The sequence below is a fragment of the Desulfitobacterium dichloroeliminans LMG P-21439 genome, from assembly GCF_000243135.2.
Taxonomy (GTDB): Bacteria; Bacillota; Desulfitobacteriia; order Desulfitobacteriales; family Desulfitobacteriaceae; genus Desulfitobacterium; species Desulfitobacterium dichloroeliminans.
The window spans coordinates 1,497,778-1,524,322 of record NC_019903.1; the positions used below are offsets into that span (position 1 = coordinate 1,497,778).

The window sequence follows — 26,545 nt, forward strand, 5'->3', positions numbered from 1 at the left end:
TGCTGGGGGTACATAGATGGATGAGAACAAGAAATATGCAATATCATTATTTGGTGAATTTGTCGATAAATCTACGGAAAATGAATTCTTAGAACATAGTATGAACAGCTACTCAAAATCGATAGGCGTTGTGGCGCTGATTTTTGGTCTTATCTCAATGCTCTTTCTATCTACCGATTATTATGATGTCGCAAGACCCATTTCATTTTTAATTATTACAGCGCTTAGGGTCTTTTTCCTTATTGCTTCAATAGCCATTTTCTTTATCGCCAAGCAAGAAACCAAATTTACAGGTTTCATTTATCTTATAACTGTGTATGAGTCCATTGCAGCTCTAACATTTCTTCTAATATTAGGACAATATGATAGCCTTAGTTACTTAAGTGTTTTAAGTCTAATGGCAGTTACCTTAGCCATATATATCCTACCTAATAAAATGAAGTTTTGTCAGCTTATCTCAATCGCTATGAGCCTACTGTTTTTTCTTTACCCTGGGCAAAAAATTGAAGGTCTCGTTGAATATGATTTGTATAAGCTTATGGCATATCAGAGTATTTTGTTGACTTACTGCAATATAAATTCCAGTCTTACCAACTCCTATAAAAGAAAACAATTTACGGGAAGTAAAGAGCTACTAGCCTTATCTGTAACGGATCCCTTAACAGGTATTTATAACAGGACGAAGTTTGATGAAGAAGTCGATCGGTGGATGAATTTCTCTCATAGATAGGGCAACCCTCTTTCTTTAGCTATCCTTGATATAGATGATTTTAAAAAGGTAAATGATAGCTATGGACATCTGGTGGGGGATAGCGTTATTAAAAAGATTGTCACCATAATCAAAAGGTCATTACGCAATACAGATGTATTTGCTAGATGGGGAGGAGAGGAGTTCGTGATTCTACTTCCGAATACAGAAGTGCGGCACGCAGGAGAAATGGCTGAACGAATGCGACTATGTATACTAAATGATCTGATTGAAACGGACATGATTATCAGCTGTAGTTTTGGTATAGCAATACTAAATGAGGGAGACACGGCACAATCACTACTGAATAGGGCAGATGGTCTGCTTTTACAAGCAAAAGCCAGTGGGAAGAATAGAGTTGTGATTCAATAAGTAAGGTGGGAAGTTTAACATGGAGATTGAGGTATAGAGAACGTAGTATTATTTATTAAGTAATTTTAGAATAGGAATAAGGTCATCATAAGAAATTAATAAGAATTTCATAAGGGAAAGTTCAAACATCACCTGTCTGATTTCGGTAAGATGAGATTGCCGAATCGGACAGGCTTTTTTATTCCGGAAAGGGGTCCAACATGAAAAGAAAAAGGGTTACACAGTTGTTTCCATTTTTAATACCGGTCCGCAAGACACAAAGAAAATTATTCTTTTATATCAAGATGTACTTTGATCGAAACCACTATGCAAAAGCAAAATCTCCAGAGTTTTTACCTTATAGCATCTATGAAACCAAGTCGAAACTTCTTAATGAAAACACAGGCTTCGATATGAAATACCAAGAAAACAAGGTGTTTAATCTGCGTCTTGCCGCGGAGCCCGTCAATGGTCTGATAATCCGCCCTGGTGAAACATTTTCATTTTGGCAGGTTGTGAGATATGCCGAGAGAAATGAGCGGTATAAGTATGGTTTGTGCGTAGTCAATGATGAATTGATCACGGTGCCGGGAGGCGGTTTGTGTCATCTCAGCAATTTGCTGTTCTGGGTGTTTCTGCATGTTCCCCTCACTATTGTCGAACGGCATCCTCATGGGATTAAGGATTTTCCTTCTCCTGATGAGGATGAACCGGATAGTGTGGACGCGACGATTAACGAAGGGTGGTTGGATTTGAAAGTAAGAAACAATACCAGTCTTACCTTCCAGATTGAAATATCCTTCGATGAGTCTTTCATTTATGGCCGTATTTTTGTGGATCAAGCCGAAGGGTATAGTTACGAAGTCATTAACCGAGATAAGAGTTTTTTTAAAAAGGGTGGAAAGACCTTTGAGCGGGTTTCTGTTTGCAGGCAGGTGATAGACAACAAATCCCAACAGGTTATTTCCGAAAACCTGCTTTATACGGATATATTTGAAATCGGATATGCGCTTCCAGAAGGAACTGTTATAGAAGGTGAAGAGGATGGATACGATGATTAATTCCTCAAACATGAAAGGAGAAAGCAGTATGAATCGATTGAAAATCGCCATTATCTTCGGAGGTTGTTCTGAAGAACATTCCGTTTCCGTTAAATCTGCCCAAGAGGTCGCTAAAAACCTTGATCTCGAAAAGTATGAGCCCTACTATATCGGAATTACGCAAAATGGTGTCTGGAAGCTTTGTCACTTCCCTGAAGCAAATTGGGAAAATAGTTGTTGTCTTCCGGCTATGCTGGCACCGGACAGTGGGGTACACGGCTTGATTGTTTTGGAGCAGGGAAAATACAAGATGATACCTTTGGATATGGTGTTTCCTGTTCTGCATGGCAAATTTGGCGAGGATGGTGCCATACAAGGTTTGTTGGAGCTTTCCTGCATCCCATATGTAGGCTGCGATATCCAAAGTTCTGCTCTGTCTATGGACAAATCCCTTGCTTATATCGTCGCCGGAAACGCGAGAATTGCGACCCCGAATTTCTGGACGTTTACGGAGAACGAGGATATGGACCCCGACCGGTTTATTTACCCCGTTTTTGTTAAGCCGGCCCGTTCGGGGTCATCTTTTGGGGTTACTAAGGTATGCCGAGAAGAAGAATTGCTAAGTGCGGTGGAAATCGCCAGACAGTATGATTCGAAGGTGCTGATTGAAGAGGCTGTCGTCGGTAGTGAGGTAGGATGTGCGATATTTGGGGACGATCCGGATTTGACTGCAGGAGAAGTAGATCAAATTTCACTATCGCATGGTTTTTTTAGAATCCATCAGGAGAGTGAGCCTGAAAACGGTTCCGAAAACTCAACAATCATCGTTCCCGCTGATATTTCGACGGAGATGCGCTTGCATATCCAGGAGACGGCTAAAGCCATCTATCGTGCTTTGGGATGCAGGGGACTGGCGCGAGTGGATATGTTTCTGAAGGAAGATGGGGAAGTAATTCTAAACGAGGTAAATACGTTGCCTGGAATGACCTCGTACAGCCGTTTTCCGAGAATGATGGCAGCCGCAGGGCTAACTTTTGCCGAAGTGATCGACCGAATCGTTGCATTAACCTTGGAAGGGAAAAGACGATGAACAATGGTTTTGCCTATGTCGACGAGTTTGTATCCGGAATACGTTGGGATGCAAAATACGCCACTTGGGATAACTTCACCGGCAAGCCGGTGGACGGGTATGAAGCTAACCGAATTGTCGGTACGAGAGCATTGTGCGCGGCCCTGAAAATAGCACGGAAAAACGCCGCATCCTTGGGCTTTGGCCTGCTCCTTTGGGATGGTTATCGCCCGCAATGTGCCGTAGATAGTTTTCTGCGCTGGTCAAAACAGCCGGAAGATGGCCGGATGAAGCGAAAACACTATCCCAATATTCACAGAGCCGAGATAGTTGAAAAAGGATATGTGGCCGCCAAGTCGGGACATAGTCGGGGTAGCACAATAGATTTGACGCTTTATCACTTAGCTGACGGTTCACTTGTGCCAATGGGCGGTGACTTTGATTTGATGGATTCTGTCTCACATCATGGAGCAAAAGGAGTTACGGAAGTCGAAACGAGAAACCGTCAATTCCTGTGTTCGATCATGGAGACAGGTGGTTTTGTTCCCTACGATTGCGAGTGGTGGCATTACACCCTGAAACACGAACCTTATCCCAACACATATTTTGACTTTCCCATCACCTAGTTGTTTCTTCTCTTTGCCATTTTAATCAAGTTATTTCTTTGTTATAATAAGGAAAATGATAACAATTCTGTAATGATAGAATGGATGGAGAAATCGGGGATAATATCATGGAAAATAAGTTAGTGAATTTAAAAACTACCATTATGCTGGGCTCCTTTGCTTTCGGTATAATGTCTTTTCTTTTGCCTATCTATGCTAAAAGTATCGGTAGTGATGCAATTAGTATCGGAGGTTTGTTTTCAATATTTAGTCTCGTGACCTTATTATTAAGGCCTATAATTGGGAAAGCAATAGACCGTTATGGGGGGAAAAATTTCTTAGTTTTAGCGTTTGTATTTTATGCAATTTCAATGGTGCTTTTTTCTTACTCTAATAGTATTTTTCTTCTATATATTAGTAGGTTAATTCAAGCAATAGGGTCATCGCTCATGTGGATTCCTGCTTACACTATAGCTATGGATATGGCTGATAATAAAAAAAGGGGGAATGCTATCGGTCAGGTAGATGGAGCTAGTGCCAAAGGAGCATTGTATGGAGCTATTATAGGATTTGTTTTTTTGACTTATCTTGGCTTTGTTAGCGGGTGGAGCACCATATTTAAAGTGTATGCTGTTTTGGCAATAGTGGCAGGGTATATCGCATTTAAGCATCTACCAGAAACAAAAATAGTTAAGCAGGAAGATATTTCACTAACGATTAATAAATTCAATTCTAACTTTTACAAGCTACTAAGCATAGTCTTTTTCAGCTCAATTTCAATATCAATGTTAACCCCTCTCTTGATGATTTATCTCCAGGATAAGTTTACAACTGATATTCAAACATTAGCATTTGCATTTATTCCGGCAGCTCTCGTATATTCGTTTTTACCGTCTAAATTGGGCGCAATCAGTGATAAATTTGGCAGAATAACGCCTATGGCTATAGGGTTAATAGGTTCAGGTATAGTTTCTTTAGGCTTTACACATTTTTCTAGTCTTAAAATATTAATTGTACTATGGGTTTTGGAGGCCATAGGGATAACTATGGCTTCTCCAGCGCAAGAAGCATTAGTCGCAGATATTGTAGGCGAAAATATTCGGGGTTCTGCGTATGGTTGGTATTTATTTATAGCAAGTTTAGGTGCATCGGTTGGCCCTCTGCTTGGCGGTTTCTTATATGATTATTTTGGACATTCTATTCCGTTCTATTTAAATGGTATTATTTTATTACTTGATGCTTTCTTGGTAATAGTGTTATTCAAAAACTTAAAACGTCCAGCGAAAAACTAACGAATGGCGGCCCAAAGGCCGCCATTAAATTGTGGGAGGGGATATGAAGATGGATTATTAGTCCTTATCGAGCAAAGTAAAGAAGAGCAAAATTCTTGATAAAGCGGACATCCTCCGGATCCTTGCTCATCAATATCTGTACGAGTTCCTTCAATTCACCGTCAATTTCATTATTATCAGAGAGCATGAGTGCGCCTGTCAAACCCAAAACTTCGGAAATCTTAGCAATCATCTGCACAGAGGGAGTCTTTAAGCCGTTTTCCAATTGGCTGATATAACCGACACTGACCAATATCTCTTCGGCAAGTTTTTCCTGTGTATATCCTCTTAAAAGTCGATATCTTTTTAAATTATTGCCTATTTCCCGCGCTATCTGCTCCATTGCATAATCTCCTTTTGACAATTTTGCAAGTTCGTTTTTTAGAAACAACACTTCCAGGATCAAGCTATCAGGTATTAAGGAAATTATGGTTAATTAATTTTAGTATAAACTACTAGCTTTAGTTTGTTAAGTAAAATCTTACTTGTAGCTTATGTCGGATTTGAAAAATATGGTGTATATTGATTAATAATGATGAGAGAACTCGAATATTCGGAAATCCTACGGTATTTACTCAACGGTCATTCTGTAGGGAATGATTGGTATCGTTATTATTTAATAAGGAGTAGAGATATGGCTGGCAATAAACTTCCTGAAAATAGTAATGACGACCAAAATCTATTTTTTATCTTTAATAGAGATAGCTTCATATTGATTGTCAACATTATTTCCATCGGATTAATGTTTGGTAGTGTTCTCAATCTTGTAGGGTATTTCTTTTGGGAAGATACTTTAGCAAGCGTTCTGATTTTAAGTGGCATCCTATTATTACTAGGGTGTTTTTTGCAGATGCTAATCCGGTTTAAGGTAAGAGATAAGATAACAGGAACTTCTTTGATCGTAATCAGTACCCTAATTATTCCGCTTTTTTCCTTAAAGTACATAGAAATAGGAAGTTTAACAGTATGGGCAATTCCCTTTATCCTGATTATTATTTCTCTTGTTTTCGTAACCCCTACTATGCTTTTTTGGGTAGGTCTATCAGCACTTTTGACCCAAATAGTTGTATGGATATTTGCGCCCTCTGCTCCGGTTGTGCTCGTTGACGATTCTGATTACATACTCAGGATAGGTTTTTTGATGATTGCGCTAGTTGCTGCATATTACATCAACAGGCTATTTGTCAAAAAGCTTAGGGAAAATGCCTATTATACCAAAAGAATACAAGAGCTGGCTTATCATGATTATTTAACTGATTTGCCAAATCGGCTCTTATTTAATGATCGTCTTTACCAAGCAATCCTATCTGCCAAGCGTACGGAACAGAATTTAGCCGTAATATTTTTGGATTTAGATGATTTCAAAAGGGTTAATGACGCGATGGGACATGAACAGGGAGATGTACTCTTAAAGGAAGTTGCCAGGAGATTGACTGAGACACTAAGAGAGGAAGATACAGTTTCCCGCTACGGTGGGGATGAGTTCCTTGTTTTAGCACAGAATATTTCGACTGAAGCAATAGAAGAGCTCCCCCGAAGAATAATCGAAAGCATGGAACGACCCTTCAACCTAGAGGAGCATAGTGTTTTTATTACTGCAAGTCTTGGGGTTTCCGTTTATCCGATACACGGGGAAACAGTCAATCAGTTAATAAAAAGCGCGGATCTGGCCATGTACCAAGCAAAGGAGAAGGGCAAAAATCAATATGTACTTTGTTCTCCAGAATAGCGGTATAGGTTATTTTGCATCCCCTAAAATTCTTTCTTTTTCGCGATAGACATGTTGTATAATAGTATAGAAAGAGGATTAGGGAGGAAAAGGAAGTTGGAAAAGGATAAAGTGATGCCCGGAGCAGATCGGGGAAACAACTATAGAGTATATAGAACTGATGATTTAATCGTTTATTGGGATGCTCGTCAGTGTTCACACGCCGGTAAGTGCTGGAAGAATCTTCCCCAAGTCTTTAGACCGAAGGAAAGGCCTTGGGTCAGTTTGACATCGGCAACTCCGGAAGAAGTTATTGCTACTGTAGATAAGTGTCCTACAGATGCCCTAAAATATGAATTGCCGGAAGGGTCCAAAGTAAATCCTGAGATTGCTCAAGGAATGGGCTCTATTGCTTATAAAAAAGATGAAACAACCTCGATTAAAATTAAAGCGACACACAGCGGGCCGCTGCGTGTAGAAGGTTCGGTACAGGTCTTTGACGCAGATGGAGAGTTCATAAAGCAATCTCACCGTATTATCTTATGCGGTTGCGGAAGGAGCGGCAATCGCCCCTTCTGTGACGGAAGCCACGCCAGTCAGCCGTAATCGAGAAAATGTTAAAAAAATAAACCATGGTAAGGGCAGAAACCCTTCCCATGGTTTATTTGCTTTTTACGCTTGCTCGTTATTTCTACACCAGTCATTATTTTTAAGATTACAAATTAGGTGAAAACTTCATAATAAGATGAGTGTGGTAGCATAATAAGATGAGTGTGGTATTAAATAAAAGGATAGGTTACCATTTGCCAGTATTTCTTCTATCAATTAAATGAGATAACCACTGATCGCGAGTATACCTATTTGACCAGAGAAACTCAAAGTGATAAACTAGTCGAGTAACAACTTTATGGGACTATCGAAGTTGTTACATTAGAGTTTCCTAGGGGGGATAGATTCATATGATTAAATTCGAAAACGTGAGTAAGAAGTACGTAGATGGCACAGAAGCCGTAAAGTCGCTTAGTTTTGAGATAAATGATGGTGAATTGCTGGTACTAATCGGTCCCAGTGGGTGCGGCAAGACAACAACAATGAAAATGATTAACCGCCTAATTTCGCATACGGAAGGCAGAATTACCATCGACGGTAAGGACATCGATACTATTGACCCGGTCCCTCTACGTCGTAATATCGGCTATGTTATTCAACAAGCAGGCTTATTTCCTCACTATACCATCGAAGATAATATAGCGCTAATACCGAAGCTTAAAAAATGGAATGAGTCTGATATCAAAGAACGTGTCGATTATTTAATGGAAGTAGTCGGGTTGGATCCCGCTGTATTTGCCAAACGGTATCCAAGGGAGCTTTCCGGTGGGCAACAGCAGCGGGTAGGGGTTGCCCGGGCCTTGGCAGCTAATCCAGACATTATTTTAATGGATGAGCCTTTTGGAGCGCTGGATCCCATTACCCGGGAACAGTTACAGGATGAATTAGTGCGTATTCAGTCGGAAATGCATAAAACCATTGTTTTCGTTACTCATGACATGGATGAAGCTCTCAAACTCGGTGACAGAATTGCAGTTATGAGGGATGGCGAGCTGTTGCAACTGGATACTCCTGACCAATTGCTGAATAATCCTTCCCATGGTTTTGTGGAAGAGTTTATTGGAAAACAACGGATTTATCAAAATCCAGACTATATTTCTGTTACAGATATTATGCGGGAAAATCCAGCCATAGTCCTACCATCCAGGACACCTACCGTTGCTATTACCTTTATGCGTCAGCGTAAAACCGACACCTTGATTGTTTGCGACGAAAAAGGCAAATTATTGGGGATCATACCTAGTTATGATTTACATGCTAAGAAGGAAAGTATCCGTACTTTAGCGGAAATCGTACGGCCTATAGAAACGATTCTCGAGAGTACAGCCACAGCCAAGGATGCCTTGCAAATGATAAACAAGGCGACCTATGGGGTTATTCCAGTTGTCAATGAGATGCGAAAAGTTATCGGTGTTGTTACCCGTGGCTCGCTGTTAGGCGTTTTTGCCAATCAGTGGTCCGGCGAAGGAGGGGATTCGGATGAGAAATGAGTCGTTATGGACACAAATTATTATTCAACTGGAAATGCGTTGGCCGGATTTAATACAATCATTGGTTCAGCATATTCAGCTGGTCCTCTTTTCCATGCTGATCGCTATCGCCATCGGCATCCCACTCGGAATTTTGATTACCCGTGTCAAATCCTTGGAAGGACCTGTACTGGGAGGAGCGGGAATCTTACAGACCATTCCTAGTCTTGCCTTGCTGGGTTTTATGATTCCATTGTTTGGCATCGGCATTAAAACCGCGGTGGCGGCTTTGTTCCTCTATTCATTGTTACCCATTATCCGCAATACCTATACAGGTATCAAGGATGTAGATAAACCAACCATCGAGGCGGCTAAAGGGATGGGGATGACAGATTTCCAGATTCTCTTCAAAGTTCAATTGCCCCTTGCCCTAAGTGTCATGATGGCGGGAATCCGGACTGCCACAGTTATTAACGTCGGTACCGCTACCCTAGCGGCTTTTATTGGCGCCGGCGGTCTGGGTGATTTCATATTCCTTGGCATCTCAAGAAACTTAGATGCTCTGGTGTTAATTGGAGCTTTTCCGGCCGCGCTACTGGCACTGCTGCTTGATTGGTTGCTGGGTAAGCTGGAAAAAGCAACAACACCCAGAGGATTAAAGGTTTAATAAATATAGAGAAGGAGTTTATCATGAAAAAGAAAATTCTAATACTGGGTTTGGTAGCTGCGTTGACACTTGCATTATTTGGCTGTGCCAAGGATGAAGCTAAGAGCGGTGGAACTATCGCAGTTGGCTCGAAAAACTTTACTGAGAACATCATCATCGCCCATATGATGGCCGATCTTGTTGAAGCCCATACGGATCTTAAAGTTGATAAAAAAGTTAACCTCGGTGGTTCTAATGTTGCATGGACTGCACTAGAGAGCAATGACATCCAGATGTACCCTGATTATACCGGAACCATCGTGGCGAACTATTATCAGGAAGAGACAGGAAAAAGCGAGGAAACCCTTGCTAAGACTAAAGAATTAACTGCCGGAGATAAACTTAAAGCATTAGAACCTATTGGTTTCAACAACACCTATACCCTTGCAGTGACACAAGAAACAGCTGCGAAATATAATCTGAACACATACAGTGATTTGGCTAAAGTAGCTAACGACTTAATTATGGGCTGCGAATTTGAATTTATTGATCGCCCGGATGGATATCCGGGGCTTCAAAAAGTTTACAATTTGAACTTTAAGGAAGTTAAAGGTATGGACCACGGGATCATGTTCCGCGCTTTGAATGAAGATGAGGTTGATGTGATTGATGCCTATACCACCGATGGGCAGATTAAAGTATTCGATTTGAAAGTACTTCAGGATGATAAAGAATTCTTCCCGCCCTACGATATTTTGCCTTTGGTTCGTCAGGACACTCTAGACAAATATCCTGAAATCGAAGGAATTCTTAATAAGCTGGCAGGTAAAATTGATGAGAAGACTATGCAGGAATTAAATGCTCTGGTAGATGATCAGGGAATGAAAGAGGAAGTTGTCGCCCATGACTTTCTGGTAAAGGCAGGTCTAATCGAGAAATAATATTCTTTCAGTTAAGAGGACCCAGCAACTTATCGTTAAGATAAGTTGCTGGGTCCTCTATTAATGGTCAAACATCAAGGATTCGATGTGACTTTCTTTTCGGCTTTCTTTTTCTGCTTTGCAATATTCTTCGGACTTTTATCTCCCATTTTAAATACCTCCAAGGCGTTATTACCCCTAGTATACCATTCGGATGGAAAAATTATACAGTATTTGATCCTTGAACAATGCAAGACTTTGGAACAATCAGCACATGGATAGACAATATCGAGCAATGATCGAGGTGATTCTGGGAGTAGGGAGGATAATTTCGGGAAAGAATATTGATATATGCCAAGGAAATGAGGACATATATCATGGACTTAAGTATAGTCATTGTAAACTGGAACTCTGCTGAGCTGTTGTTGAAATGTTTGATTTCGATGGAAAAGTGGCTTGATGATTTAACCTATGAAGTATTTGTTGTAGATAATTGTTCCAATGAAACTGATATTGCCATGCTAAGGAATGAAATACAACCCCGGTTTCCTAGGGTTAATATTTCTTATAATACGACGAATATAGGGTTCGGACGGGCTAATAACCAGATTCTACATTGCTGCTCAGGAAAATACACCTTATTTTTGAATCCGGATACTTGCTTTATCAGCACCGGGATGAGGGAACTGCTGACGACCTTTGAGGAAGATGGCATAGGCTTGGTGAGTTGTAAGCTGTTAAAGGGTGATCATACAGTACAATTATCTTGTTTTCATTTCCCGCACTTGTGGAGGATCGTAGCAAACTCGTTGTTGTTAAGTAAGCTTTTACCGGTCACTCGACGAAGAATGTTTAGCTATGGTATCGCAGACCAAACCAAGTCGCTGCGCCCGGACTGGGTACTTGGTGCATTTATGGTGCTACCCACAACAGTCATTCGAAGAGTGGGCGGGTTTGACCCCGCTATCTTTATGTATGGGGAAGATATGGAGCTTTGTTACCAAGTGAGAAAAATTGGACTGGAAGTATGCTATGTCCCAGATTTTGCGGTTATCCATTATGGCGGTTGTTCTTGGCGTAAAGCGTGGTCAGAGGCTAGAAAAGAGGCTAAGGTACATAAAGCTATTCTCTATTTTTACCATAAACATCGGAGTAGAGGACTAGGGGCAGCTGTTCGAGTAGTTTTTGCTCTGGGTGCACTTATCAGGATCATCATCTATGCGTTTAGGTCTATTATACCCAGGGATTTGAAGCAAAGTTCGAAGGAAATAAAAACCCAGTGGTTAATCCTATTAGCCCAGTTTAGAAGTGAATTTTGAAGTTGATTGATGAGTAGCCTTAAAGATAGGCTACTTTTTTTGTGTAATTTTCCGTGTACTAGGTATAGGGTCAAGGGCATAAAATTTAACCATATTAGAATTTCTAGGATGGTCCTAGCTATTGTTAGATTAGATAGCTAAGGAGGATATGCTGTGAAGGTCATTGTGTGTGGTGCAGGTGGTATGTTGGCAACCGATGTTAGTGCAATTTTTAGTCAAAGGGGACATCAAGTAACCAATTTAAGGAGCGAGGATTTAGATATAACCAAGCTCGAAGCAGTCAGGGCCAAGCTTAAGGCGCTACAACCTGACTTGGTATTCAATGCAGCAGCCTATACCAATGTGGATGAGTGTGAGAGTAAACCTGATCTTGCTTATCAGGTGAATTGCCTTGGCATTCGTAACTTAGCGATTATTGCTAATGAGTTAAACGCTGCTCTGGTCCATATCAGCACTGACTATGTGTTCGGTGGTCAGGGCAACAAGCCCTATCGGGAATATGATCCGGTTAATCCGCGAAGTGTTTATGGTAAATCGAAGCTTGATGGGGAATTAATGGTGCGCCAACACTGCAGACGTCATTATATCGTGAGAACTGCCTGGCTGTTTGGTTATTACGGTAATAACTTTGTACGGACAATGCTTCGTTTGGCAAAGGAGCAAGAATATTTAAGGGTGGTCAACGACCAAAGAGGTAGCCCTACCTATACACGAGATTTGGCGAAAGCTATTGCTGATTTAGTTGATAAGCCCACTTATGGGACGTACCACCTTACCAATAGCGGTAATTGCACTTGGTATACATATACTCAAGAAATAATGGAATTGGCTGGGATGAACAATGTCAAAGTAGAGCCTATCACAACCCAGCAGTTAAGCCGTCCGGCAGAACGACCAAGCTATTCAGTGCTCGACAACTACGTGTGGCGGCTCGATGGTCACCAAGCCTTGCGTCCCTATCGGGAGGCATTGCTAGACTATCTCGAGGAAGAAGGCTTGAGTAGGAGGGGGGATTGATATGAAAGGTGTGGTTTTGGCCGGGGGGACGGGATCGAGAATCTTTCCCTTAACGAAGGTGACGAATAAGCATTTGTTGCCGGTTGGTAAATGTCCCATGATTTATTATCCAATAGCTAAGCTGAAAGAGGCAGGGATAACCGAAATTCTAATTGTTACCGGTAGGGAACATATGGGGGAAGTCGTCAATCTACTGGGAAGTGGCAATGATTTAGGCTTAAACTTTACTTTTAAAGTACAAGATCAAGCGGGGGGAATTGCCCAAGCTTTGAGTTTGGCGGAAGATTTTGCAGGTCAGGAAGCAGTGACCGTGATCTTGGGCGACAACGTTTTTGAGGAAAGCCTCCGGGATTATGTAACGGAATTTCAGGGACAAGGACAGGGCGCGAAGATTTTGCTGCAGAGGGTGGACGATCCTGGAAGATATGGGGTGGCCGAATTAGATGAGAATAATAAGGTCCTAGCCATTGAGGAAAAGCCGACGACACCGAAAAGCAATTTTTGTGTCACCGGAATCTATATGTTCGATGCTGAGGTGTATAGCATTGTGAAAACCTTAAAGCCATCAAAGCGTGGAGAGTTGGAAATAACTGACGTGAATAATGCCTACATTCAAGCGGGCAGCCTGTCTGCGGATATTATTTCGGGTTGGTGGATTGATGCAGGGACCTTCGGTTCATTAAAAACTGCACACGACCTTGTGTATGCTGGAAAGCTAGATGATCAAGTTCTCAAGATATTAGAAGCTTAAACTTTGGAAAAAGAGATGTGAATTTATACTACTTGAACTAAAGTTAGGGGTTGAGGCAGTGCGGCGCATTTTAGTCACGGGTGGAGCAGGTTTCATTGGGAGTAACTTTATCCAATTTATATTACAGACCTATGATGATTGGCACATCGTCAATTTAGATGCACTAACCTACGCCGGTAATCTGGAAAATCTTAAATCTGTTGAACGGCACCCTAATTACAAGTTTATCAAAGGCAGTATCACCGATTATGACTTACTAGAATCCATAGCCCAACGAGGATTGGATGGGATAATCAATTTCGCAGCGGAATCTCATGTGGATCGGAGTATCAAAGATCCAGGGGTATTTGTGGAAACCAATATTATGGGAACGCAAAGATTGCTTGAGATAGTCCGTAAGTACAAGGTGGGCAGGTTTTTACAAGTTTCAACAGATGAAGTCTATGGCAGTTTAGGTGATAGTGGATTTTTTACGGAGGCAACGCCACTTAAGCCGAACAGTCCTTATGCAGCGAGTAAGGCAAGTGCAGATTTGTTAGTTCGCGCTTACCATGAAACCTTTGGTATGGATGTGGTGATAACACGCTGCTCCAATAACTATGGACCCTATCAGTTTCCGGAAAAGCTTATCCCCTTGATTATTTCTAATGCCTTAGATGACAAGTCGCTACCGGTGTATGGCGATGGCTTAAATATCCGCGATTGGTTACACGTTATCGACCACTGTTCGGCTATAGCTTTGGCCTTTTTGAAAGGGCAAAGTGGTGAGGTTTATAATATCGGTGGAAATAACGAAAGAGCCAATATTGAGGTTGTTAAAAGCATTCTAAGTCTACTTGCTAAGCCCGAGTCCTTGATTAACAATGTTAAGGATCGACTTGGGCACGACAGACGCTATGCCATTGATGCCTCCAAAATAAGGACTGAACTGGGGTGGCAGCCCGAATACTGCTTTGAGACCGGTATCAGAGAAACGGTAGAATGGTACTGCCATAACCGTGTTTGGTGGGAGAAAATCCGATCGGGTCAATATCGAGATTATTATTCCAAAATGTATGCCAAGGGTTAGGGGGGACTCGAAAATGATTACAATTGAAGGTGTAGTAACAAAGCGATTAGTCAAACATTGTGATGACCGTGGGTTTTTTACGGAAATTCTCCGTGACGACGATGAACTCTTAGCGCGTTTTGGTCAGGCATCCCTTTCCATGTCTTATCCAGGCGTTATTAAGGCCTTTCATTATCACGAACGGCAGGACGATTTGTGGTTTTTCCCTGTGGGTAACGCCCAGGTTGTTTTGTACGACTTGCGAGAGACCTCGCCAACTAAGGGTGTAACCAATGTGTTTTATATGGGGGAGACCAATCCATTACTTTTAGTTATTCCTAAGGGAGTTGCCCATGGTTATCGGGTTTTAGGATCTAATCCTCTAATCATTACCTACTTCACCACCGAGTCTTACAATCCAGCCAGCCCTGATGAACGAAGACTGGCTTGGAATGATGAGAGTATTAACTTTGATTGGATAACCGAGAATCGTTAAGGCTTCGTGTAAAACGATATCATGGGGAAAAGTTAAGAAGGCGGGAGTAGATGCTATTTGAGTAATAGTTTCTTATCTAATCAAGAATTTAACAACTCAATTGAGTTATCGATTTTAATGCCTTGTCTTAATGAAGCAGAAACAATTGCGGTCTGTATTGAAAAGGCACATTCTTTTCTTAAAGTGAACAAAATAATTGGCGAAGTAGTTATAGCAGACAATGGCAGCACCGATGGTTCACAAAGAATTGCTGAAGCTAACGGAGCCAGAGTTATTCACGTAAAAGAACGAGGCTACGGCAGTGCACTCATTGATGGTATTAAAGCTACCTACGGTAAATATATAATAATGGGCGATGCCGATGACAGCTATGACTTTACAGCCTTAACACCCTTTGTAGAAAAACTTAGAGAGGGTTATGACCTTGTCATGGGTAACCGGTTTAGAGGTGGAATAAAGCCTGGAGCTATGCCTCCCCTTCACCGTTATCTTGGTAACCCAGTTTTATCTGGGATTGGTCGTCTGTTTTTCCCAAGCGCAATCGGTGATTTTCACTGCGGTCTAAGGGGGTTTAATAGGGAAGCGATGATCAAGCTGAACTTAAAAACCACCGGTATGGAATTTGCCAGTGAAATGGTGGTTAAGTCAACGTTACATAAACTTCGTATCTCTGAGGTGCCAACCACTTTATCCCCGGATGGCCGTACACGGCCACCTCATCTTCGGAGCTGGCGAGATGGGTGGCGTCATCTGCGTTTTTTGTTAATATTCAGCCCCAGATGGTTATTCCTCTATCCAGGTTTACTTTTACTACTGGTTGGTTTAGTTTGCCTGCTGGCTCTAATCCCCGGGCCCCAAACCTTGGGTGGAGTAACCTTTGATATTCATACTATGCTCTATGCATCAATGGCCATAATAGTCGGCTTTCAATGTGTAGCTTTCGCCATATTTTCTAAGGTCTTCGCTATTAATAATAAGATATTCCCAAGCGATAAGCGTCTTGAATCTGCTCTTAGCAAGATCACTCTTGAACGCGGGATTGTGCTCGGTTTATTATTATTCCTCATGAGCCTTATGGGTTCTATCAACGCTGTTATGGCTTGGGGAAAAACATCGTTCAGCTCCTTGGTTCCTAGCATAACTATGCGGATCGCGATTCCCTCAGTTACCTTAATCGTTGTAGGAATACAGGTGTTTTTTAATAGCTTCTTTCTTACTTTTTTGGCCTCCCAAAAGGATGAGTAATAAATCTTCGCTGCATAATTATAAACGGTATTTACTTGTCGGAGGTTTTGTAGGGCTTGTTACTGTTGCCCTACGCCATGGGATCAATAGACTTCTACTCGATAGGCCAAGTGACTACTTGCTTTCCATAGCACTTGCGTACGCTTGTGGCATCCTATTAAGCTTTTTACTGAATAGAACGTTTACATTCAAGTCAACGGGTAAAGAGGGTAGCTGGCGAAAATTCCCTCCGTTTATAATTGTGGCATTAATAGGTGCGGTCTCAACGTCTCTCCTTTCTATTGCAGTTCGCTATGGCTTGAAATTTGACTGGATTTTTGGCGAATTCGGTGCAACTCTTGCTTTTGCCCTAGCCACTTTTGCTTCATCGGTTATAACGTATAGTTTAAATTCTCGTTTTGTTTTCTTCCGTATGTAAGGTAATCTTATCCGGAGATTTTTCCGATGACTACCAGCCGTAAGACTCCCAGCTTCTATAAGTGGGAGATAACGGCTGCTACGTCCCTGGATAAGTTCTTCTAAGCTTCAGATGGAGTAAGTATTTATCTTAGGCAAACTCCACCTGAAGCTAAGAATCACTTGATGGAGGGGGTATTTTGTCCAAAAAATATAAAGAGATACCCCAGTGGGTATGGATCAGCTTCTTTGTTTTGGCCTTAGGGAAAATTGCCTTAACCAATAGTCAACCAGTCTTTGCCATTGGATGGAACAGTCATGATGATAAGCTCTTTTTAAGTTTGGCTGACAGTCTGCTCCATGGACAATGGTTAGGAGATTATAACAATCTCACCTTAGCTAAGGGATCCTTCTATCCCATATGGATTGCCTTGAACTCTTTATTAGGCATGCCTCTATTGACATCCCAACAATTACTGTATGCTTTTTCCTGCCTTATGTTTGTACTTGCCCTGCGTCCATTAAAGCTAAAACCGATGATCCTACTGCTGGTTTATGCCCTGCTGCTTTTTAATCCTATAAGCTACGCCAATGGCCCATCAACCCGGGTCATACGCGAGGGTATTTACGCTTCAGAAACATTACTTGTCGTTGCTGGTTTTATGGCTTTGTTTTTAAGGTGGAACTGGGAAATGAAATCCGTTGTCCGTTGGTCTATGATCAGTGGGTTTTCCTTAGCCGCATTATGGATAACGAGAGAAGAAGGAATCTGGATTCTACCCACCGTATTTTTCTTAACGGTCGTACCCGCATTTTGGATATTTAAGAACCGCTTAGAAAATAGGTTTAAGCGATTGGCTTTGTTAGCCCTCCCGTTTGGTCTACTGATCATAAGTATTTCATTGATTTCAGCCCTTAATTTTTATCATTATGGTATTTTCACTCCAGTCGAATATAAACAGAAGGATTTTCTTTCGGCTTACGGAGCCTTGACTAGGGTAAAACATAACTCTTGGCAGCCGGATATTCCTGTACCGGCAGAAACCCGAATGCGAATATATAAGGTCAGTCCGGCTTTTGCTGAACTGAAACCCTATCTTGAAGGAGATATCGGGAAAGCTTGGAGTTCCAATAGTGTGTTCTGGCGCCCTGCTACTGAAGAGTGGGTAGCGGATCAACAGAACCTTGAAATAAGTGGTGGCTGGTTTATGTGGGCCTTGCGCGATGCTGCAGCAGCAGCAGGGCATTATACCTCCGGCGAAGCTGCAGCCACTTATTATCGCAGGTTAGCGTCAGAGGTTAACACGGCTATTGCCCAAGGAAAACTAGAAGCAGCAAGGGGAGTTAAGGCTACGATGACACCCCTTTGGCATAAGGAATATTTAAGCCCTTTACTCAAGGCCATGGCTAAGTCAGCGGTTTTTATGATTAATTTTAGGGAATTTGACCCGAGGCCTAGTTATAGTATAGGCAATGATAGTCAGCTGGCTTTATTTCGGGATATAACTCGGGATAAGCTATCACAAAGTCCAAAAATGCGTGTAACGGGATGGGCTGTAAATAGTGAATCGCCTCTTGATATAACCATTCATACGGCTGATGGCAAAATATTGGATTCAAGCATCCAACGTGAGCAGAGTCCTGATGTATACCCACATTTCCAAAGCTTACCTTGGGCAAGTGAAGCCCGATTTTCTATCACCACCACAAAATTGACGGGTGAAAACCTCTATCTATCTCTAAAAAACAATCATGGTTCCGTGGAAAAGATTCCTTTAGACGGAGCTATCAAGAGATTTCAATCCGCGAAGACTCAAGGGAATATCGAAGCCGTGAGCACCGTAACCAATAATTCGCTAGCACAAAATTTAGGGATCAGGTATTTAGAAAGTATAGGTAGAATTTATGGTTTAATTTTACCTCCTTTCGTGATCTTAAGTTTAGTCTATTATTTTATATTTAGCCTAAAAATGTTTAGGAGTCTTAATAACTTTATGATTTGGGTCATTTCTTCGGCTATTCTTGGGGCAATCTTTATCAGGATTTTTATAGTTTCTTTTATCCATGTTAGTTCATTTCCCGGAGTTAACACCCTTTATCTATCGCCAGCCTATCCCCTGATGTTAGCCTTTGTTAGTGTTATGATGAGTAAAATTACCAACAGCCTTGGTAGGCTTTAAACAGGATCATTTGGAAATTTAATAATATGTATTAATGTTCCCATAGACGGATGTTCTAAAGGAGCTTTCTATTTCACAGTTGGTATATTCAAATGCTAAGGGTTAGGGGGACTCGAAAATGGTTAGAATTGAAGGTGTACCTTTTATGATCACGAACGGCAGGACGATTTGTGGATTCCTATAAAAGTATAGGGGAGTTTAGCATCTGAATGAGCGAGATTAGAGCAGATATAACTCTAGGCGAAAAAAAGCGGAGCCTTTGGAATCCCAGTTCAATGGTCGCAAGCCTATGGCAGAACCGTGAGCTAATTAAGCAATTTGTTAAACGTGAAGTGATAGGCCGCTACAAGGGGTCTTATTTGGGTTTGTTTTGGTCCTTTCTCAACCCACTATTTATGCTTGCTGTGTATTCCTTCGTGTTTAGCGTGGTGTTCGAGGCTAAGTGGGGAATAGGAACAGGAAGTAAAATAGAATTTGCTTTAGTGCTTTTTTGTGGTTTAACTACCTTCAATATTTTTGCCGAAGTTATCTCGCGTGCACCGAATTTAATCGTTTCCAATGTAAACTATGTCAAAAAAGTCGTTTTTCCTCTGGAGATTTTACCCATAGTCGTTTTAGGCTCTGCCTTAGTACAAGCTGCAATCAGCTTAGTGCTGCTAGTCAGTGCCTTGGTTGTTTTCATGGGGATATTTCATTGGACGATGCTTCTGCTTCCGCTGGTGCTATTACCGCAATTATTATTAGTTTTAGGGGCTGGCTGGTTTCTAGCCTCTTTAGGCATCTTTTTGCGGGATATTGGTCACGTGATTATGATCATAGTTCAAGTATTGATGTTTATGACCCCCATCTTTTATCCCATTACCGCTGTGCCTGAAAAGTTGCGCTGGATGTTTGAAATAAGTCCGATCTACCATGTGGTGGATGATATGCGTCGTATATTTATCTGGGGTCAGCTGCCTAGCTGGAATTGGCTGATCCTTAATATTTTGCTTAGTAGTTGTATAGCAATTTTGGGCTACGTTTGGTTCCAAAGAACACGAGGTGGATTCGCAGATGTTCTCTGATCTTGCCGTATCACTTAAAAATGTGAGTAAATGCTACCATATTTATGATCGACCCAAGGACAGGCTGTTGCAGGGACTCTGGCGCGGCAAGAAGAGATTTTATCATGAATTTTGGGCGCTTAATGAGGTCTCCTTTAATGTGAGAAAGGGTGAAACCATCGGTATTATTGGGCGCAATGGCTCCGGCAAGAGCACTATCCTGCAGATTATTGCGGGAACGCTTATCCCAACTGATGGGAGTCATGCTACTAGGGGTCGGGTGTCGGCCCTATTAGAGCTGGGCAGCGGCTTTAATCCGGAATTTACCGGGCGGGAAAACGTCATCATGGGCGGGGCGATTCTAGGATTGTCCAAACAAGAGATTCTCCAGCGGATGCCGCTGATTGAGCAGTTTGCAGAAATTGGAGAATTTATCGATCAACCCGTAAAGCTTTATTCTTCGGGGATGTATGTGCGTCTAGCTTTTGCCTGTGCGATTAATGTGGATCCTGATATCTTAGTTATCGATGAAGCCTTAGCGGTTGGTGATTTGCAGTTTCAGCTTAAGTGTATTGAAAAAATGAAAAGCTTTAAACGCCAGGGAAAAACGATCGTGTTTGTGAGTCATGATGTCTACACCGTCCGCAATTTTTGCGATACGGCCATCTGGATGATGGATGGAAAGATTCATCTGCATGATGACGTTAATACCGTTACGGAGCGTTATCTGGATTTTATGCAATATACGGGCACGACAAAAGAAGAGGCGAAGGATGTAGCCGTAGTTAAAAAGAGTAGTATTTTAACCATTGATAGAGTGACGTTTTTAAACGAGAATCAAAATCCGCAAAGGGATTTCTACTTTGCCGAACCGGTTACAGTGCTTGTTGATTATACCTTGCACGCCCCTAAGGAAGGTATTGTGGGTGGGGTGGCGATTTATGACAAGCAAAATACCTATGTTTGTGGTTTAAATACAAAACTTGATAAGCAGTCTTTACCTGATCAACCAGGTCAATACCGGTTGGAATTGTCCTATCGAGAAATGTCGCTCTTGCCAGGCACCTATTACGTCGACGTAGGATTCTTTGAGGATTCTGCAGTGGTCCAGTTGGATTACAAAAGCAGGGTGAAATCCTTTCGCATTATCTCAGGTGAATATATCGGTGAAGGGTTAACGCTGCTTAAACACGATTGGAGTTGCACGTAATAAGGATGAGCTGTAAATATGATTATCAAATTGATCTGTCCAAGAAAACCTCCCATTCTTTGCTTTTGAAGCGCATAATCCCGGGGTCACAGGTTTTGGAATTGGGATCAGCTACTGGGTATATGACGCGGTATTTAAAAGAAGAGCTAGGGTGCACTGTGACCTGTGTGGAAATCGACGCGAATGCGGCGGCTAAAGGGAGTATATACAGTGCAAAAATGATTGTCGCCGATTTGGACTTGATGGAGTGGTATGAGCAATTACGGGGAAAAGGCTTTGACCATGTTATCTTTGCTGATGTCATAGAACACCTCAAGGATCCTTGGCAGGTAGTCCGGGCGGCAGTTCAGCTGTTGAGTCCTCAAGGTACTTTATTGATTTCTGTGCCCAATATTGGACATAGTTCGATACTGATGGAACTTCTCGAAGGCAGATTTGACTATCGGCCTACGGGGCTACTCGATGATACACATATTCGCTTCTTTACCCGCAAAAGTCTGTTAGATTTGTTGGGACGGGCGGGTATGTGTCCGATTGAGTTAATGGGTACGACGACAGAGCCGGAAGATACAGAATTTGGGCAAAGCTATGGTTCTTTAGCGGTGCCGCTGCAAAGATTACTGAAAGAGAGAGAGGATGCCCACATCTATCAGTACGTTGTTGTGGCCAAAAGACAAGAGGAAGTAGCGGTTGATGAGTACCGGCAGCCTTTGACCATTGAGAACAGTTCCACGGGTAAGGATTTTTTGCAGGTGTACTGGTCTGATAAGGGTCTCTCGGAAAGTAAATCGGTGACTGTTCCCTTACGTGATCAACAGGAATTTGCAAAGTATGAAATTGTACTGCCTGAGAGTGTGGGGGAAAGCGGGGTATTGCGTTTAGACCCTACCAATTTCCCTGCTTTTGTGGAAATTAAAGAGATTGAGTTAAATACTCGGGATAAGCAAGGGCCCGGTCAACTGGTCAGTCAATGGTCGGCAGAAACGGGTTTCACCAATTTAGAGATAAGCCAGGGTACGATTAGAATGAGTGATGAGACTAGCTTAAAGCTACTTTGCCCCAATGATGACCCGCAGGTGACCTTGACTGCACTGCCGTCAATTAAAGAGCAAAGTCTGCTGTGTTTGAAGATGCGGGTGTCACGGGATCTACAGCAAGCGGCCTTAGCGGAAGTGTCCGCCCAACGGGCTAATATAATAGATTTGCGCCAATCCCTTGAAAATCGCCAAGCTGCCATCAAGGAGCTGAAGGCTACTTTAGAAAGAAGTCAAAAGGAGCTTGGGAGCCGGGTAGCCGATATCGATGGGTTGAAAGCTGCATTTAATAGAAGTCAAGAGGAACGTGATAGCCAAGTAACTGTTATCGATGAGCTGAAATCTACTATAGAAAGCAACCAAGAGGAGTTAAAACAACGGCGGGCAGAGGTTGCTGATTATGAGCAACAACTCAAGGAAATTAAGAGCTCGACAGTTTGGCGCGCCATTTCAAAATGGATGAGAATGACCTGCTGGACTCGTGAGCAATTCAAACTAGGTCGTGATCTGCTTCAGGGTGGGTATAAGCAAAGGCTAATCCCCCTGGATAATATTATTCCTTTACCCGCTAAGGGTCCCGGCTATTGGCAAGCAGTGGGTGAAGATCCTAAGTTTTTGTTATCGGGTCCCTTTCCACACGGTTGGTCAGAGATTCGCTTTAAGGCTGCGAGCCCATTTCCCCTGAAAGTGCGGATCTATTTTGACCGAGGCAGAGGGTTTAATGAGACAGAAAGCTTGGCTCTTGAGGTAGTTTGTGGGGAGAGTATACAGGATTACCACGTTATTGTGTTAGTAGGTTACGATATTAAACAAGTTAGGCTTGATCCAGGTGAAACGGAAGGAAAGTTTGCCATTAATTCCTGTAGAATTGCCAGAGTTACCCGTATAGGGATTATATTGCGGGCATTTGGACTGTTTTTCCAACGTCAGGGTTACTCTTGGCACAGCATGAAGCTCTGGACAAGGCAAATTGGGAGCGCGATTAAAAGAGGTGGGCCCAAGGGTTTGTGGAGATGGGCAAAGAACTTGATTGCACCCCAAGAAGATTATGACCTTTGGCTCAAATATCATAGTTTAACCGAAGCGCGCAAGAAAATGCTCCAGACCCAATGCGCGGAGTTAGCCTTTAAGCCGGTATTTTCTATTTTGGTGCCGGTCTATAATGTAGACGAAAGATGGTTGCGCAGCTGCCTTGATTCAGTGCGGGAGCAAGTTTATCCCCATTGGGAATTATGTATAGCCGATGATGCTTCAACAGATCCCCAAGTTCAAAAAATGCTTAAGGAATATGCAGCTAGGGATCCAAGGATTAAAGTTATCTATAGAGAAAAGAATGGCCATATATCCGCGGCTTCTAATTCAGCCTTGGAACTGGCAACGGGTGAGTATATTGGGCTATTAGACCATGACGATTGTTTGACGGCCGATGCCCTTTGCGAGAATGCCCTGCTCATCAATCAACATCCTGAGGCCGTGATGATTTACAGTGATGAGGATAAGATTGGGGAGGATGGGGTCAGACATTCACCCTTTTTCAAACCGGATTGGTCGCCAGACAACCTATTGGCTCAGATGTATACTTGTCATTTTGGGGTGTACAAGACCAGTGTGGTTCGGGAGTTGGGTGGTTTCCGTCTCGGGTTTGAGGGAAGCCAAGATCATGATCTTGCCTTACGGGTTTCGGAAACCACCGACGAAATCTACCATATAGCCAAGGTTCTTTATCATTGGCGTACTGTAGCAGAGTCCACTGCGGTAAATGTCGGCGCTAAAAGTTATGCCACAACTGCTGGTTTAAAAGCAGTAGGCGAAGCACTGCAGCGGAGGGGAGAAGGGGGCTGGGTAGAAGCTTTAGAGCGGTATCCTTACTATAGGGCACACTATCCGGTCAAGGGGAACCCTTTAATTTCAATCATCATTCCGACGCGGGATATGGCTCGACTGTTAGGAAAATGCCTGGAAACTATATTCAGTAAAACGAGGTATCCCCATTATGAAGTACTGATAATAGATAATGGTAGTGTCAAGTCGGAAACACAGCAACTCTTTGCCAAGTGGCAACAGCTTGAACCGCAAAGATTCCGAGTCATTCACCTCGATATACCCTTTAATTACTCTCGACTGAATAATCAGGCGGTGCAGCAAGCTAAGGGTGAGTTAGTTGTGCTGTTAAATAACGATGTGGAGATCATCACCCCGAATTGGTTGGAGGAGATGGCTGGACAGGCCATGCGCCCCAGTATCGGTGCAGTCGGCGCAAAGCTTTTGTACCCAGACCAAACCATTCAACACGCCGGAGTAACTCTGGGGATAGGAGGGGTAGGAGGTCACAGTCATCGTGGACGCGGTTCAGAGGAGCCAGGATATTTTGGTCGATTAATCATTGCGGCCAATTACGCTGCGGTTACGGGTGCTTGCCTCATGGTAAAAAAGGAGTTGTTTTGCCAGGTGGGTGGACTGGAGGAAAAATTAACAGTGGCCTTCAACGATGTGGATTTTTGTCTGAAGCTGTGGGAGAAGGGCTATTATAATTTGGTCTTGCCTCAAGTGAAGCTGTACCACTTCGAATCAAAAAGCAGGGGCTATGAAGATACCCCGGAAAAAATGCAGCGTTTCCTCGGCGAAGTAAATTATATGAAGCAACACTGGAAGAATTTCTTGGAACGCGACCCTTTCTACAACCCGAATCTCACCTTGGATCGAGAGGATTTTAGTTTAGCGATGCCCGGCGAATAATCCACTCAGGAAAAGTTTGAATTTGGAACATCCTAAGTGCTACTATTGATTTTTAAAGGGGTCAGAGCTTACAATAGGGAGAAAAGCCATGAGCGACGAAAGGGATGTGATAGGGATGAGACGAGAGTATAAGTTTAAATATGATGAAGAGTATCTTAGCCTAGCGCTGAATCCGGATCAGATAATCCAGGAGCTCCAGGCGAAAGATATTCAGCCTATCGAGGATGTAACCAAGGAAGTGAACAAAGTTCTCGATGCTCCGATTGCTTCGCCGCCTTTTAACGCCCTTTTTAAGGCAGGTGATCAGGTGACGATCGTCGTCAGCGATATCACCCGTCTGGTTAAGCTACATGAATATTTGCCGACCCTTGTGAATCGCTTGAATTCGTTGGGCATACCCGATAAGGATATACTTATCTTGACTGCTACCGGCACTCATCGCGGGCAGACAGCTGAGGAGAAAAAAAGAGTTGTCGGCGCAGAGATGTATTCTCGTCTTGAGATAATCGACCATGACTGCGATCATTCGGAGATGGTATCGGTTGGAACAACTCCACGAGGAACGGAAGTTGTCGTTAATCGTTTGGTGGTCGAGCGCAAGGTTATCCTTACTGGTGGAATCGTACACCACTTAATGGCAGGTTTCGGTGGGGGGCGCAAGTCAATTCTTCCGGGTGTAGCCAGCAGAGAAACCATTGCGCAAAACCATCTGCACTCTTTAGATCCCAATGCGGAACGGTCTAACCCCTTGATCGGGGTAGGAGCACTCATCGATAATCCTTTACATGAGGATATGGTCGATGCGACCCAATTTGTGAATCCGGACTTTCTCGTCAATGCTGTGATCCATACGGATGGACGAGTTGCCAAGCTCTTCGCGGGTCATTGGCTGAAGGCTTGGGAAGAGGGCTGTGTATGGGCTGATGAAAATTATGGGGTACCGATTGGCAAAAAAGCCGATCTGGTGATTGCCAGCTGCGGAGGTTTCCCCAAAGATATCTCTCTTTATCAAAGCACGAAGACCTTATTTAATGCTGCCTTAGCGGTCAAGCCCGGAGGGACGATTCTCGTTCTGGCGGGATGTCGTGAGGGTGCCGGAGCGGATGAGTTTTTTGGCTGGAGTGAGCCACTTAAGGAGCAAAAGCTTGATCCTGAGCTCCGTAAGAACTTTACGATTCCCGGCTATATTTTCTATGCTGCTGTAGAATCAGCGCGCAAGGCGAAAGTCATTTTATATTCGATGATTGAACCTGAGCAGGTGAAGCCTATGGGGATGACCGGAGTTAACTCCCTTGTCGAAGCTTTAGAATTAGCGCAAGTGGACAGAGAAAATCAAGAGATTATCATCATGCCCTATGGGGGAGCGACAATTCCTCTATATCAAAAAGGGTAAAGTTTTGTTTATTACAAAGGGGTTGCAGGATAGAAAAATAGTAGTATTCCCTAATAAATCCCATCATACCCGTTTTTAGTTTAAGCTTAATATATGTAAGGTGCAGATGTTCAATTTTCCTCTGTTGATTGCAATTCTATATATTATCGTGTTATTTGGAATTAGCTTTTATGCTTCAAAG

The 26,545-nt window shown here is 42.7% G+C and carries 23 protein-coding genes and 1 pseudogene; 23 read left to right on the forward strand and 1 reads right to left on the reverse strand.

Translation table 11 applies throughout. The annotated features are described in order from the left end of the window. Positions 1 to 16 precede the first annotated feature (16 nt). The 6 genes and pseudogenes from DESDI_RS07115 to DESDI_RS07140 all read left to right on the forward strand — a co-directional run bounded on the left by DESDI_RS07115 (position 17) and on the right by DESDI_RS07140 (position 5,105). Complete coding sequence (locus DESDI_RS07115; RefSeq protein WP_041219348.1) at positions 17 to 730, forward strand: hypothetical protein; 714 nt, start codon at positions 17 to 19, stop codon at positions 728 to 730. Positions 731 to 745: 15 nt separating this feature from the next. Beyond that, positions 746 to 1,120, forward strand: a pseudogene (locus DESDI_RS17595) (GGDEF domain-containing protein); the annotation flags it as partial. A gap of 200 nt (positions 1,121 to 1,320) precedes the next feature. After that, positions 1,321 to 2,160: a glycopeptide resistance accessory protein VanW gene (gene vanW / locus DESDI_RS07125; RefSeq protein ID WP_015261960.1), complete on the forward strand. Its 840-nt coding sequence runs from the start codon at positions 1,321 to 1,323 to the stop codon at positions 2,158 to 2,160. A 28-nt stretch (positions 2,161 to 2,188) separates the two neighbouring features. Then, positions 2,189 to 3,229 (forward strand): D-alanine--(R)-lactate ligase VanI, encoded by a 1,041-nt coding sequence (vanI, locus tag DESDI_RS07130; RefSeq protein WP_041219811.1) that lies wholly within the window; start codon positions 2,189 to 2,191, stop codon positions 3,227 to 3,229. After that, positions 3,226 to 3,834, forward strand: coding sequence for a D-Ala-D-Ala dipeptidase VanX (gene vanX, locus DESDI_RS07135; protein ID WP_015261962.1), 609 nt, complete (start codon positions 3,226 to 3,228; stop codon positions 3,832 to 3,834). Before vanI ends, vanX begins: the two co-directional genes overlap by 4 nt. An 80-nt stretch (positions 3,835 to 3,914) precedes the next feature. Then, positions 3,915 to 5,105 carry an MFS transporter gene (locus DESDI_RS07140; protein WP_015261963.1) on the forward strand — a complete coding sequence of 397 codons (1,191 nt, stop codon included), beginning with the start codon at positions 3,915 to 3,917 and terminating at the stop codon, positions 5,103 to 5,105. A gap of 64 nt (positions 5,106 to 5,169) precedes the next feature. Here DESDI_RS07140 and DESDI_RS07145 read toward each other — a convergent pair whose 3' ends face one another. Beyond that, on the reverse strand, positions 5,170 to 5,487 hold the full coding sequence (locus DESDI_RS07145; protein WP_015261964.1) for a helix-turn-helix domain-containing protein: 318 nt from the start codon (positions 5,485 to 5,487) through the stop codon (positions 5,170 to 5,172). Between the two features lie 291 nt (positions 5,488 to 5,778). Here DESDI_RS07145 and DESDI_RS17290 point away from each other — a divergent pair, with 291 nt between their 5' ends. The 17 genes from DESDI_RS17290 to larAH10 all read left to right on the forward strand — a co-directional run bounded on the left by DESDI_RS17290 (position 5,779) and on the right by larAH10 (position 26,364). Then, entirely contained in the window at positions 5,779 to 6,873 is a 1,095-nt protein-coding gene (locus DESDI_RS17290) for a GGDEF domain-containing protein (RefSeq protein ID WP_015261965.1), read from the forward strand. Between the two features lie 96 nt (positions 6,874 to 6,969). Next, positions 6,970 to 7,458, forward strand: a complete 489-nt coding sequence (locus DESDI_RS07155; RefSeq protein ID WP_015261966.1) for a (4Fe-4S)-binding protein — start codon at positions 6,970 to 6,972, stop codon at positions 7,456 to 7,458. A 353-nt stretch (positions 7,459 to 7,811) separates the two neighbouring features. Continuing rightward, positions 7,812 to 8,951: an ABC transporter ATP-binding protein gene (locus DESDI_RS07160; RefSeq protein WP_015261967.1), complete on the forward strand. Its 1,140-nt coding sequence runs from the start codon at positions 7,812 to 7,814 to the stop codon at positions 8,949 to 8,951. Beyond that, entirely contained in the window at positions 8,941 to 9,597 is a 657-nt protein-coding gene (locus DESDI_RS07165) for an ABC transporter permease (protein ID WP_015261968.1), read from the forward strand. Before DESDI_RS07160 ends, DESDI_RS07165 begins: the two co-directional genes overlap by 11 nt. 23 nt (positions 9,598 to 9,620) lie before the next feature. Next, on the forward strand, positions 9,621 to 10,517 hold the full coding sequence (locus DESDI_RS07170) for a glycine betaine ABC transporter substrate-binding protein (RefSeq protein WP_015261969.1): 897 nt from the start codon (positions 9,621 to 9,623) through the stop codon (positions 10,515 to 10,517). Positions 10,518 to 10,873: 356 nt separating this feature from the next. Continuing rightward, positions 10,874 to 11,815 (forward strand): glycosyltransferase, encoded by a 942-nt coding sequence (locus DESDI_RS07175; protein WP_015261970.1) that lies wholly within the window; start codon positions 10,874 to 10,876, stop codon positions 11,813 to 11,815. A gap of 153 nt (positions 11,816 to 11,968) precedes the next feature. Further along, positions 11,969 to 12,832 (forward strand): dTDP-4-dehydrorhamnose reductase, encoded by an 864-nt coding sequence (rfbD, locus tag DESDI_RS07180; protein WP_015261971.1) that lies wholly within the window; start codon positions 11,969 to 11,971, stop codon positions 12,830 to 12,832. Between the two features lies 1 nt (position 12,833). Further along, a complete protein-coding gene (locus DESDI_RS07185; protein ID WP_015261972.1) occupies positions 12,834 to 13,583 on the forward strand; it encodes a sugar phosphate nucleotidyltransferase in 750 nt (249 codons plus the stop codon). Positions 13,584 to 13,641: 58 nt separating this feature from the next. Beyond that, positions 13,642 to 14,652: a dTDP-glucose 4,6-dehydratase gene (gene rfbB, locus DESDI_RS07190; RefSeq protein ID WP_015261973.1), complete on the forward strand. Its 1,011-nt coding sequence runs from the start codon at positions 13,642 to 13,644 to the stop codon at positions 14,650 to 14,652. A 13-nt stretch (positions 14,653 to 14,665) separates the two neighbouring features. Beyond that, entirely contained in the window at positions 14,666 to 15,127 is a 462-nt protein-coding gene (locus tag DESDI_RS07195; protein ID WP_015261974.1) for a dTDP-4-dehydrorhamnose 3,5-epimerase family protein, read from the forward strand. 57 nt (positions 15,128 to 15,184) lie between these two features. Next, positions 15,185 to 16,372 carry a glycosyltransferase family 2 protein gene (locus DESDI_RS07200; protein WP_015261975.1) on the forward strand — a complete coding sequence of 396 codons (1,188 nt, stop codon included), beginning with the start codon at positions 15,185 to 15,187 and terminating at the stop codon, positions 16,370 to 16,372. Then, a complete protein-coding gene (locus tag DESDI_RS07205) occupies positions 16,365 to 16,790 on the forward strand; it encodes a GtrA family protein (protein ID WP_041219350.1) in 426 nt (141 codons plus the stop codon). Before DESDI_RS07200 ends, DESDI_RS07205 begins: the two co-directional genes overlap by 8 nt. Before the next feature lie 178 nt (positions 16,791 to 16,968). Beyond that, positions 16,969 to 18,948: a hypothetical protein gene (locus DESDI_RS07210; protein ID WP_015261976.1), complete on the forward strand. Its 1,980-nt coding sequence runs from the start codon at positions 16,969 to 16,971 to the stop codon at positions 18,946 to 18,948. Positions 18,949 to 19,157: 209 nt separating this feature from the next. Next, complete coding sequence (locus tag DESDI_RS07215; RefSeq protein ID WP_015261977.1) at positions 19,158 to 20,012, forward strand: ABC transporter permease; 855 nt, start codon at positions 19,158 to 19,160, stop codon at positions 20,010 to 20,012. Next, on the forward strand, positions 20,002 to 21,201 hold the full coding sequence (locus tag DESDI_RS07220) for an ABC transporter ATP-binding protein (RefSeq protein WP_015261978.1): 1,200 nt from the start codon (positions 20,002 to 20,004) through the stop codon (positions 21,199 to 21,201). The genes DESDI_RS07215 and DESDI_RS07220 overlap by 11 nt, the downstream gene beginning before the upstream one ends. A gap of 65 nt (positions 21,202 to 21,266) precedes the next feature. Continuing rightward, positions 21,267 to 24,971 carry a glycosyltransferase gene (locus DESDI_RS17600; protein WP_172635889.1) on the forward strand — a complete coding sequence of 1,235 codons (3,705 nt, stop codon included), beginning with the start codon at positions 21,267 to 21,269 and terminating at the stop codon, positions 24,969 to 24,971. Positions 24,972 to 25,059: 88 nt separating this feature from the next. After that, positions 25,060 to 26,364, forward strand: coding sequence for an NPN-dependent 2-hydroxyacid racemase, LarAH10 family (gene larAH10 / locus DESDI_RS07230; protein ID WP_015261980.1), 1,305 nt, complete (start codon positions 25,060 to 25,062; stop codon positions 26,362 to 26,364). Positions 26,365 to 26,545: the final 181 nt, after the last annotated feature.

Bases quoted from the DNA above. Each gene is read 5' to 3' on its own strand.
- DESDI_RS07115 (WP_041219348.1), top strand. From the start codon at position 17: ATGGATGAGAACAAGAAATATGCAATATCATTATTTGGTGAATTTGTC.
- vanW (WP_015261960.1), top strand. From the start codon at position 1,321: ATGAAAAGAAAAAGGGTTACACAGTTGTTTCCATTTTTAATACCGGTC.
- vanI (WP_041219811.1), top strand. From the start codon at position 2,189: ATGAATCGATTGAAAATCGCCATTATCTTCGGAGGTTGTTCTGAAGAA.
- vanX (WP_015261962.1), top strand. From the start codon at position 3,226: ATGAACAATGGTTTTGCCTATGTCGACGAGTTTGTATCCGGAATACGT.
- DESDI_RS07140 (WP_015261963.1), top strand. From the start codon at position 3,915: ATGGATGGAGAAATCGGGGATAATATCATGGAAAATAAGTTAGTGAAT.
- DESDI_RS07145 (WP_015261964.1), bottom strand. From the start codon at position 5,487: ATGGAGCAGATAGCGCGGGAAATAGGCAATAATTTAAAAAGATATCGA.
- DESDI_RS17290 (WP_015261965.1), top strand. From the start codon at position 5,779: ATGGCTGGCAATAAACTTCCTGAAAATAGTAATGACGACCAAAATCTA.
- DESDI_RS07160 (WP_015261967.1), top strand. From the start codon at position 7,812: ATGATTAAATTCGAAAACGTGAGTAAGAAGTACGTAGATGGCACAGAA.
- DESDI_RS07165 (WP_015261968.1), top strand. From the start codon at position 8,941: ATGAGAAATGAGTCGTTATGGACACAAATTATTATTCAACTGGAAATG.
- DESDI_RS07170 (WP_015261969.1), top strand. From the start codon at position 9,621: ATGAAAAAGAAAATTCTAATACTGGGTTTGGTAGCTGCGTTGACACTT.
- DESDI_RS07175 (WP_015261970.1), top strand. From the start codon at position 10,874: ATGGACTTAAGTATAGTCATTGTAAACTGGAACTCTGCTGAGCTGTTG.
- DESDI_RS07185 (WP_015261972.1), top strand. From the start codon at position 12,834: ATGAAAGGTGTGGTTTTGGCCGGGGGGACGGGATCGAGAATCTTTCCC.
- DESDI_RS07195 (WP_015261974.1), top strand. From the start codon at position 14,666: ATGATTACAATTGAAGGTGTAGTAACAAAGCGATTAGTCAAACATTGT.
- DESDI_RS07205 (WP_041219350.1), top strand. From the start codon at position 16,365: ATGAGTAATAAATCTTCGCTGCATAATTATAAACGGTATTTACTTGTC.
- DESDI_RS07215 (WP_015261977.1), top strand. From the start codon at position 19,158: ATGAGCGAGATTAGAGCAGATATAACTCTAGGCGAAAAAAAGCGGAGC.
- DESDI_RS07220 (WP_015261978.1), top strand. From the start codon at position 20,002: ATGTTCTCTGATCTTGCCGTATCACTTAAAAATGTGAGTAAATGCTAC.
- larAH10 (WP_015261980.1), top strand. From the start codon at position 25,060: ATGAGCGACGAAAGGGATGTGATAGGGATGAGACGAGAGTATAAGTTT.